The following is a 2,328-nucleotide window of genomic DNA, read 5'->3' as shown; positions in this document are numbered from 1 at the left end:
TTAATGTCAACTAAGTTTTTTATTTCGTTTGTCGTCTTCTGCGTTATTGCATCGGCGACTTGTTCTATATTACACTTCATTTGTATAATCGTCAATACGTTTTTTAAAAAACTTTATATTTTATAGAATTCATTTACGTAATCAAATTATCTATTTACGCATTTCTTCTATAGTTATATACAAGCACCCCACAGAACTATCTATAGGGTGCTATTTCATCATAAAAGTTATTATTCTTTTGACGGCACTGAACAACTTCCATCAGTACAAGAAAGTTCGCTTCCACCATCTGCTGAAAGTTCCTGTAACTTCGGTGCAGGATTCTCTTCCTCCCAAACTTGCTGGAGTGCACCAACAAAAGTTTCAAGTGGTTGTGCACCTGAAATAGCATACTTTTGATTAATAATAAAATAAGGTACTCCCGAAATTTGATATTGCTGCGCAATCGCTTCATCAACCCTAACATCGTTTGCATACACATTTTTATCATTAATAACATTTAAAGCTTCTTGCTTATCTAACCCTGAAGCTTCAGCGATAGTAGCGAGCGTATCCACATCACTTAAATTTCTCGATTCAGTGAAGTATGCGAAAAGTAGATTTTCCGTAATCTCTTTTTCTTTCCCTTTATCCTTTGCAAACTTCGCCAGACGATGTGCATCAAAAGTGTTCGTCGGCTTCATCTCTTCAAAATTAAAACTTAAACCCATACTAGCTGCATGATTTCCTAGTTGTACATTATTACGCTTAGCTTCTTCAATACTAATCCCATACTTTGATGCAAGCACTTCATTAATACTTGTTCCAGAGTATACGGGAGTATTCGGATCTAACTCAAAACTTTTAAACTCAACTTCAACATCCTTCTTATGTGGAAATTGCTCTAAAGCCATCTCTAATCTACGTTTCCCAATATAGCAAAAAGGGCATACAAAATCAGACCAAACTTCAATTTTCATATAAACACCTCATTAACATCTAGTTTTCAATCATTGTAGCACTGAGATTAAGGAATTCAAAAGTTTTTGCTCTATCCCCTTCATATAGTACATACAAAAGTACACTTATAGTAGAATACCTAATTAATAAAAAAACGATAATCAAAAGGATTAACTATTATCCCTCCGATTATCGTCTATGAAAATGAAACAACTTTAATTATGCCGGAATATACTTCCCTACGAACTTCCATACAGTATTCCAATATTTATTTGGATCAACTTTCTCCGCTTCTCCATGTCCCGCACCTGGAACAATTAATTTCTCTTTCTCTACTTTTGCAGCATTATACACTTCATCTAACATTTCAAAAGGAACAAATGTATCAGCATCCCCATGAATGAATAGCATAGGTGTTTTACTTTTCGCAACTTGCTTCACAGCCGAGGCCTCTTCTAAATCATACCCAGCTCTTAATTTAGTAACCGTATTTGCCGCATTCATAACAGGGAACTTCGGCAAGTGGAATAAATCTTTTAGTTGATAAGTAAACTCGTCAATAACAGTTGAGTATCCACAATCTTCAATAATAACTTTAACGTTAGAAGGTAAATCTTCTCCTGAAGTCATCATGACAGTTGCTCCACCCATTGAAACACCAAATAGAGCTATTTCAGCATTAGGGTCTTTCTTTAAGATTTGTTGAATCCAAATTAAAACATCTTTACGATCATGCCAGCCCATGCCAACATAATCTCCTTCACTATTTCCATGTCCACGAAGATCTGGTGCTATAACGTTATAGCCTTGTTCATAAAAGTTCCGGATATATTTCGTCATTTCTGACGCTCTACCATTGTAGCCATGAACTACAATTGCCCATTTATGACTAGATGGTTCATTCATATATTCATAACCTTTTAAATTCAGTTTATCGAAAGAACGTATAGTTAATGTGTTAGGTTTATACTTCGATACGAAGTTCGCATTCTTGTCTTCATTTGTAGCCAATACATCTCCCGATGCATTCACCGTTTCCGCTAAATGAGGATTATCTTGTAAAAATTCTTTTTCTTGTTTCGCATTCAACGCGTAGTTATAAAAATAATTCCCAACTAACATATACACGATTGCTAGAAGGACTAAGACTACTATAGTAATTACACCTATCTTTTTCATATTATCTCCTTTTCTAACTTAGATCTTCTTATGTTAAAGTACATCAAAAAAACAACTGTACTATTTTAACACATGGATAGATCCTATCTTTAAGAAATAAAATAGAAAATCTTAAATTACATATCAAAAATCATGAAAGAAATTGAATAAAATTTATATAGATATGTAATTAGCCTTGAAAAAAGTTACAAAACACAAAAAAGACGAGTC

Annotated in this window: 2 protein-coding genes; both read right to left on the bottom strand. The window is 33.8% G+C overall.

Annotated features, from left to right (window positions below; genetic code table 11):
- Positions 1-230: 230 nt before the first annotated feature.
- Entirely contained in the window at positions 231-959 is a 729-nt protein-coding gene (locus tag COK05_RS30495) for a DsbA family oxidoreductase (protein ID WP_098615493.1), read from the bottom strand.
- Between the two features lie 199 nt (positions 960-1,158).
- Positions 1,159-2,118: an alpha/beta hydrolase gene (locus COK05_RS30490; RefSeq protein WP_098615492.1), complete on the bottom strand. Its 960-nt coding sequence runs from the start codon at positions 2,116-2,118 to the stop codon at positions 1,159-1,161.
- Positions 2,119-2,328: the final 210 nt, after the last annotated feature.

Origin of the sequence: Bacillus cereus (assembly GCF_002567495.1) — a bacterium.
GTDB classification, from domain to species: Bacteria; Bacillota; Bacilli; order Bacillales; family Bacillaceae_G; genus Bacillus_A; species Bacillus_A cereus_AQ.
The sequence above is the reverse complement of the archived record's forward strand: the minus strand, read 5'-3'. Positions and strand labels throughout refer to the sequence as shown.